Genomic DNA, 7142 nt, shown 5'->3' with positions numbered 1-7142 from the left:
GCGACGGTCCGTTCACGTGGGCTTGTGTTGGCAAACCCATTCTCGCGTGAATCGGACCGTCACTCGCTTGTCGACACGCGCAAGTTGATCTCAGAACCGTAACGAAACGCTTCGCTGAATAACCCTCGTTGGAAACAGCATGATCACGCCCTACAAGAAGCCAACCTTCCGCGACTTGCTTGATTGGGAGAAGGCTTTCAATACTCAGATCAACAAGATCCGCTACGTCATCGAGCAGGTGATCGCAAACTTTAAGACCTGGCGCATCATGCACACCGACTACCGGCGGCCGCTGGCGACGTTCGACACGACGATCTCGGCGGTTATCGGACTGCACTTCTACTTGGCGGCTGAATAGGCCTCCTAGAATCTGACACCGATGTGAGGTTCAAGCGCCGATGAGGCAGCTCACATGCACGTCGGGTGCCTGCCGCACGGATGACACCCGCTGGTGCCTACGCCCCGAACCGAGGCCCGACCGGGATGAGGGGCTTCTCGCCGCGCACCTTCAGCTCCTGCACCGCCCAGCTGTTGGCATCAGGGTCGGCGAAACCGAAGAAGGCGCTGCCGTCCTGGTCCCCGAAGGACATGAGTTCGCTCGCGGGTAGCCCGAGACGTTCCGGACCGACCTGGGCCTCATCCCGCTGGGCACGGGCGAGGCCGGCCGACCTGCACAGGATCTTCACGAGTCGCCCCCGATTCCCGACCAGAGCGGCTCCTACGCTCGAGCACATGAACGGCCCCACCGCCCGCATCCTCGTCGTCGAGGACGAGCCCGTCATCAACGGGGCGGTCACCGACCGGCTTGTCGCCGGGGGGTACGACGTCGTCCGCGCGTGGGACGGACCCGGGGCGGTGGCGGAGTCAGCGCCCACCATCCGGACCTGGTCATCCTCGACGTGATGCTCCCCGGCTTCGACGGGCACGAGGTCTGCCGGCGCATCCAGGCCGTCCGGCCGGTGCCTGTGCTGATGCTCACCGCAGGTGACGACGAGGCCGACATCCTCGTCGGACTGGCCGTCGGCGCCGACGACTACCTCACCAAGCCGTTCCGCATGCGCGAGCTGGTCGCGCGGGTCGCAGCACTGTTGCGTCGGGTCGACCGGGCCGCGGAGCTGGCCGACCGCAGACCTGGGGGACCTGCGCATCGACGCCGGCGCCCGCCGCGTGTGGTCCGGTGACGACGAGGTGCACCTGACGCCGACCGAGTTCGACCTCCTGCTGTGCCTCGCAGGCAGCCCCGGCGTGGTGCTCACCCGGGAGCGGCTGCTGGCCGAGGTGTGGGGCTGGCCGGGCGCATCGGGGACCCGCACGGTCGACAGCCACGTGAAGGCACTGCGCGCCAAGATCGGGGCGGATCGGGTGCGCACGGTGCACGGGGTGGGTTATGCGCTCGAGCCGGGAGCCGGCGATGAGCGAGGAGGTGCGATGAGCATCCGGGCGCTCGACCCGGTCCGCTCGGTGAAGGTCAAGTTGGGGTTGCTGGTGGGGGCCAGTGTCACCCTCGCCTCGGTCATCGCGACGATCGGTTCCGCAGGCGGGGTGCCGATCTGGCTCGGCATTCCGGTCACCATCGCCCTGGCGCTCGCCGTCACGCAGCTCCTGGCAGTGGGCATGACCTCGCCGCTGCGGGAGATGACCGTGGCCGCCCGACGCATGGCGACCGGCGACCACTCCGTGCGGGTCACCGCCACCTCTCGGGACGAGGTCGGCGAGCTGGCCCAGGCGTTCAACCGGATGGCCGAGGAGCTCGCCGGGGTGGACCGGCAGCGCCGCGAGCTGGTCGCCAACGTCAGCCACGAGCTCCGGACCCCGTTGACCGCGCTGTGCGCTCTGCTGGAGAACCTGGCCGACGGCGTCGCCGATCCCGACCCCGGGACGCTCCGCGCCGCCCTGGACCAGGGAGAGCGGATGACGGACCTGGTCACCGATCTGCTCGACCTCTCGCGGGTCGACGCCGGCAAAGCGCCGCTCGCCCGCGAGACCGTCGAGGTCCGGCCGCTGCTGGAGGCTGCCGTGGCCGAGTCCCGGGTCGGCGGTCGCGACGTCAGGTACGTGGTGCAGGTCAGCCCGCCCGACCTCACGGTCGAGGGCGATCCCGCCCGCCTGCGCCAACTGGTCGCCAACCTGCTGGACAACGCGTCCCGGCACAGCCCGCCGGGCGGAACGGTGACGATCCAAGCCGGAGCCGTCGACGATCGCTGGCGGCTGGAGGTCGCCGACGAGGGCCCCGGCGTCGCGCCGTCGAACCGCGAGCGTGCCTTCGAACGGTTCGGGACCCTCCGCGACGTCGACGGTGGGGGCGGGACCGGTCTGGGCCTCGCGATCGCCCGCTGGGTCACCGACCTGCACGACGGAACGATCGGCTTCGCCGACCCCGAGCCCGGTGAGTTCGGCGCCCGCGTCCGGGCCGATCTCCCGTTCGCCCCCACCCGATCCCGTCAGGAGGAGATCCCCGTGCCGGAGCCAGCAGCGGCACCGGTGGGCAGCCCTGCCACCGCCCCACCGTCGATCCCGAGCCGGGCAGCCGTCCCGTCCCTGACCGACACGGCCTTCGGCGACTTCTGGCCGGACCGCGCGGTCCCGGGCAACGTCCCGGTGCTGCTCGGCGCGCTGGGGGTGGGTGTGCTCGCGGGTGTGGTGCTGCCGTTCCGCGGCCTCGGGCTGGCGATGTTCCTCGTCCTGGTGGCGGCCGGCGGCGTCCTCCTCGCCGCGAGCCGGCACCGGCGCGACCCGTTCACCCTGACCTGTGCCGTCCTGTGCCTGGCGTTGTCCGCCACTGTCGTCATCCGGGACGCCGAATGGATCGTGCTGCTCTGCCTGCTCGCCGGCGCCGGCCTGCGTGCCGTCGGGCTGATCCGCGGCCGCAGCGTGCCGTCGTTCCTCCTGGCCGTCCTCGCCTGGCCGCTCGCCGGCCTACGCGGCATGCCCTGGCTCGGCCGCACGGCTCGGATGATCACGGGCCTGGGCAGTGGGGCAGCGCTGCTGCGGACGGCGGTCTGGTCGGTCCTCGGCATCACCGTGTTCGCTCTGCTGTTCGCCTCGGCCGACGCGCTCTTCGCCGAGTGGGTCGGCGCATTGGTCCCCGACCTCGGGTCGGCGGACCTCGCCGTACGCGCGTTCGTCGCCGTGGGCATCGGCGGCATCGTGCTGGCCGGCGGCGCCTACCTCGCCCTCAACCCGCCCGGGACCGATCGCGGCGAGCGTGCCGCCCGTCCGGTCGCGCACCGGTTCGAGTGGCTGGCACCGGTGCTGATCGTCGACGCGGTGTTCATCGTGTTCCTGGTGGCGCAGGCCACGGTGATCTTCGGCGGCCACGACTACCTGGAGCGCACGACCGGGCTGACCTACGCCGAGTACGTCCACCAAGGCTTCGGGCAGCTGACGGTGGCCACCGCGCTCACCCTTCTGGTCGTCTGGGCAGCGACGCGCAAAGCACGACGGGAGACCTCCGCCGACAGGGCCTGGATCCGGGTCTCTCTCGGCCTGCTGTGCGCGTTGACGCTGGTCGTCGTCGCCTCCGCGCTGTACCGGATGCATGTCTACCAGGACGCCTACGGCTTCACCCGGATGCGCCTGCTGGTCGACGTGTTCGAGGGCTGGCTGGGAGTGCTGGTGCTGGCGACGATGGCCGGCGGCGTCACTCTGCGGGCGGCGTGGCTGCCCCGGTTCGGGCTGTTCAGCGGCGTGGCGCTGCTGCTCGGCCTGGCCGCCATCAACCCCGACGCCTGGATCGCCCGGCAGAACCTCGACCGGTACGAGGCCACAGGCGCGGTCGACTGGCACTACCTCGGCGACCTGTCCGACGACGCCCTCCCCGTGCTCGCCACGCTGCCCCAGCACCTCGCCGAGTGCGCGCTGGCGATCGACGACCGGGAGCGCGACGACTGGCTGGAGTGGAACCTCGGCCGCTCACAGGCACGTGCGTTCATCGAGACGCACGCGGACGACTGGCAGTACCGGGAGGAGTGCCCCGGCCAGACTTCTCGATGAGCCGGTCTTGCCGTCACCCCCGCTCGATCGGCACCACGACACCACGCTCCGCGGCCACCTCGACAGGTCGGTCGTAGCCCGCGTCGACGTGCGAGATCACGCCCATCCCGGGTCGCTGGTCAGCACTCGCTCCATCTTCCGGGCGCGGGGTGCCCGGAGGGCATCGCGAAGCGACGGCGTAGCCGCCCTTGACGTGGCCGGCGGGGCGTGGACGATCTGCGACAGAGGGAGCTGCGTCCTGGTACCGCGCTCGGCTCGCTACCGCGCGCGCAACTGCGTGTCAACCGCGGCCGAAGAGTGACCAGCGGGCGACGAATGGATCTTGACCACCTGTGGCTCCGCGGGGGGTGGCTCCTGTGAGGCGAGGACGGCGATCGGGGCGGGTGATCACAGCGGTCAGGGGGTCACTCGAGCCAGATGATCACGTCGAGTGTCGACGTGGAGGACGTGGGGCTGGTCGTGCCGACGCAAGGTCGGGGCGTGCTGTCGTCGAGGTCGCTGATGTTCGGGGTTGTCGTCGGGGTCATGACGTGCGTTGAACGCTTCAGCTGAGCTGCTCGGACAGCGCGATGATGATGCCCTGCGGGCCGCGGACGTAGCAGAGCCGATAACTGTCCTCGTACTGGTCCAGCTCGCCAACGAGTTCGGCGCCATGGGCGCGCAGGCGGGCAACGACGTCCTCGATGTCCTCGACGGTGAACATGATGCGACGTAGACCCAGCGTGTTCGCCGGTGCGTTCGGCTCGGCGGTGGTCGCCGTCGGCGCGTGGAACTTCGTCAGCTCAAACTGACCGTGGCCGTCCGGGGTTCGCATGAATGCGACCTCGACTCGGACGTCGTCGAGCCCGACGACGCGGTCCACCCAACGTCCCTCGACTGGCGCCTCGCCCACCAGCTCCATACCAAGTTCGACAAAGAACGTGGTAGCAGCCTTGAGGTCGTCGACAACGACGCCGACGTGCTCCATCCGCTTGATCGTCATGCTGGGTCTCCTTGGTGTGATGCGGCCACGGTGGCCGCATCTGCCCCTGGGACGGAACCGCCAGGCCGTTCTCGACATCCTCGGCCACAACTTCTTCGAGAACCTCCTGACGCAGCACGGCCCGAGCCACACATCGATCGGCTTGCGGGCCTGTCGCCGATCACCAACTTGTGAGACCACGCCAGATAATGCTGGGAAACGGCGCCACTGACTGACCGCTGGAGGCCACACTCTCTGGGGGCGCCTGGCGGATGTGTGGCCGGATAGCCCGGTCCCGCCGGCCGCACGCGGGCCGAGGTGGAGCGGGCGAGCCGAGCGGGGCCGGCGTAGCCGACCACACGCGCCGCCGGAGGCCTCGCCTTGATCCTCTAGAGGCAGATTCGGCAGCAGGGAAGTCGAGCGACGTTACGCCCAGATCGCGGCGATGGCGGCGATGGTCTTGTCGTCGTGCCGCTTCGCGCGGGGTAGGTGGCGACCGTCCGGGTCGGACGTCTCCTCCCACTCACGGATGCCCGCCAGGAGCGCCTCGAGCTGGGCTGTGTCGTACTGCGCGATGCGGTGCCGGCCGTGGCCGGTGTGTTCGATCAAGTCGGCCGCTCCGTCGGTGGCGAGTGCAGCCCACTCGATCGCGTTCGCGTCTACTGTCTGGCCGCGCCCGTGGTGGGCTGCTCGGCCTCACGCTCGGTCTCACGGCGCGTTGCTCGCGCGGGGACCGTCTCCCGGAGCCGGATCTCCTTGCCCGTGAGCTGGTCCACCCCGGCGTACACGCTGACCCGGGCCGAGCCGCTGGGCAGCCCGGTGATGCCGCCTGGCGGCCGACGGCGGCGGGGTGACGAGGACGGCATTCGGCCACGATAGCGAGCATTCGTGCCACGAACCGTGCCACGGGATCCGGACTGAGAGGTTCCGGGAGGGTCAGAAGGTGCCCCTGACCTGCGGAGCCGCCTTGGGGAGTCGAACCCCAGACCTACGCATTACGAGAAATCTCGTCACCCGGCGAACTGTGCGCACACGGGCTATCCATGCACGTCAGCGGCCACACCGTGCTCATCGAGGGACACGATGCGACTCAGTTTCAGGCCACGAATGAGGCCACAGGCACACCGCTGGCAACGCCTGCCCCTGCATGGATGGCCCTCTGGCGCGAGTGCCTTCATTTTGATGTTCCCTACGGGTCCGTTCCAGCCAGAGGCAAAGTCTCACCCCCCAGGCTCGAGGCGCGCGTACATGTATCGCCGGTAGCCTTGGAAGATCATCGTCGGCCGGTCGTCCGAGCGGAGTTGAGTTGAGGCTTCCACCGTGGCACACCGTGCACCCCGCGCAGCAGTGGATGGCCTGGCATCTCATGCAGGAGGAGCTCCAGCGGCAGCAGCGGGAAGCGCGGTACAGCACCGGCCCGGAGATGGATCGCCTGCGCGCCCAGATTGCCCAGCTCGAGCGGGAAGCAGAGCAGCACTGATCCCCCGCCTATACCCGGCGCCCGTGAAGAGCGGTGATCTCCTCGCGGCGCGGGTTCATCCCTGCCAGGCCGGGTCGTGCTGGTCATGGCTGCCCGGAGAGCACCGCGGAGCGGCTCGGCCTTGGCCAGCGCGGGCCGGTCTGGCTACCCTTGGGCGCGCTCTGAGGAGATCACCGCCGGCCGCTGCCCTTCCTGATCTCCGAAGTGGTGCCGAAGTCCGGGGCAGCGCCTCGGTTTCTCGTTCTTGTCGTACTTGTCACCGACGCGCTACCGGGCTCGCGCCAGGAGTCCAGGCACTACCCGTTGGGAGCGTGGCCGGCCACGCGCGCCGCCGGAGGCGGCGCCTTGATCCTCATACAGGCCGATTCGGCAATGCAGCGCCTTAAACGTACGGGTAGACAGTGGACAAACCGGCTACCGCAGCTCTACGTGTCCGCCGCGCTGCCTGGCTAGGCTCAGATGACGCTGACGCCGGAGCTTCGGTGACAGATCCGGTGACACCTCGTAGTCCACGGTGGACGTACCTGACGTCATGCTCTGTGGCCGACGTGGTCAGGTCTCCGTCAGGTGCATGGCGCCCAGTGGTCGACTGTGCCTCGAGGGGTGAGACGACCGGGACCCAACTACCCCGCGGGCTCGGCTTCCGCCGGCGGCTGGTCGTCGTTTGGGTGCTGGGCGGACTCATCGCTGCCGGGGCCGGCGTCGTTC

Annotated in this window: 8 protein-coding genes and 1 pseudogene; 4 read left to right on the top strand and 5 right to left on the bottom strand. The window is 69.5% G+C overall.

Annotated features, from left to right (window positions below; genetic code table 11):
- The first annotated feature begins 139 nt into the window (after positions 1-139).
- On the top strand, positions 140-358 hold the full coding sequence (locus KME75_RS38515; RefSeq protein ID WP_246633664.1) for a transposase family protein: 219 nt from the start codon (positions 140-142) through the stop codon (positions 356-358).
- Between the two features lie 97 nt (positions 359-455).
- On the opposite strand, the gene KME75_RS45425 is transcribed toward KME75_RS38515, so the two are convergent.
- Positions 456-590 carry a hypothetical protein gene (locus tag KME75_RS45425; protein ID WP_281424872.1) on the bottom strand — a complete coding sequence of 45 codons (135 nt, stop codon included), beginning with the start codon at positions 588-590 and terminating at the stop codon, positions 456-458.
- Between the two features lie 163 nt (positions 591-753).
- Between KME75_RS45425 and KME75_RS47220 the strand changes: the two are divergent.
- Both KME75_RS47220 and KME75_RS44420 read left to right on the top strand, forming a co-directional pair.
- Positions 754-1407, top strand: a pseudogene (locus KME75_RS47220) (response regulator); the annotation flags it as partial.
- A gap of 21 nt (positions 1408-1428) precedes the next feature.
- The gene (locus KME75_RS44420) at positions 1429-3993 is read left to right on the top strand and encodes a DUF4153 domain-containing protein (RefSeq protein ID WP_372452757.1); all 2565 of its coding nucleotides are present in this window, start codon (positions 1429-1431) and stop codon (positions 3991-3993) included.
- A 404-nt stretch (positions 3994-4397) separates the two neighbouring features.
- Here KME75_RS44420 and KME75_RS45420 read toward each other — a convergent pair whose 3' ends face one another.
- From KME75_RS45420 to KME75_RS38485, 4 genes are all read right to left on the bottom strand, one after another.
- Positions 4398-4520 (bottom strand): hypothetical protein, encoded by a 123-nt coding sequence (locus tag KME75_RS45420; protein ID WP_281424871.1) that lies wholly within the window; start codon positions 4518-4520, stop codon positions 4398-4400.
- Positions 4521-4537: 17 nt separating this feature from the next.
- Complete coding sequence (locus KME75_RS38495) at positions 4538-4975, bottom strand: VOC family protein (protein ID WP_219419873.1); 438 nt, start codon at positions 4973-4975, stop codon at positions 4538-4540.
- Between the two features lie 405 nt (positions 4976-5380).
- Positions 5381-5563, bottom strand: coding sequence for a hypothetical protein (locus tag KME75_RS38490; RefSeq protein ID WP_219419872.1), 183 nt, complete (start codon positions 5561-5563; stop codon positions 5381-5383).
- A gap of 50 nt (positions 5564-5613) precedes the next feature.
- Positions 5614-5820, bottom strand: a complete 207-nt coding sequence (locus KME75_RS38485; RefSeq protein WP_219419871.1) for a hypothetical protein — start codon at positions 5818-5820, stop codon at positions 5614-5616.
- A gap of 440 nt (positions 5821-6260) precedes the next feature.
- Here KME75_RS38485 and KME75_RS38480 point away from each other — a divergent pair, with 440 nt between their 5' ends.
- Entirely contained in the window at positions 6261-6434 is a 174-nt protein-coding gene (locus KME75_RS38480; protein WP_219419870.1) for a hypothetical protein, read from the top strand.
- Positions 6435-7142: the final 708 nt, after the last annotated feature.

The organism is Pseudonocardia nigra, assembly GCF_019396355.1.
Classification (GTDB): domain Bacteria; phylum Actinomycetota; class Actinomycetes; order Mycobacteriales; family Pseudonocardiaceae; genus Pseudonocardia; species Pseudonocardia nigra.
The sequence above is the reverse complement of the archived record's forward strand: the minus strand, read 5'-3'. Positions and strand labels throughout refer to the sequence as shown.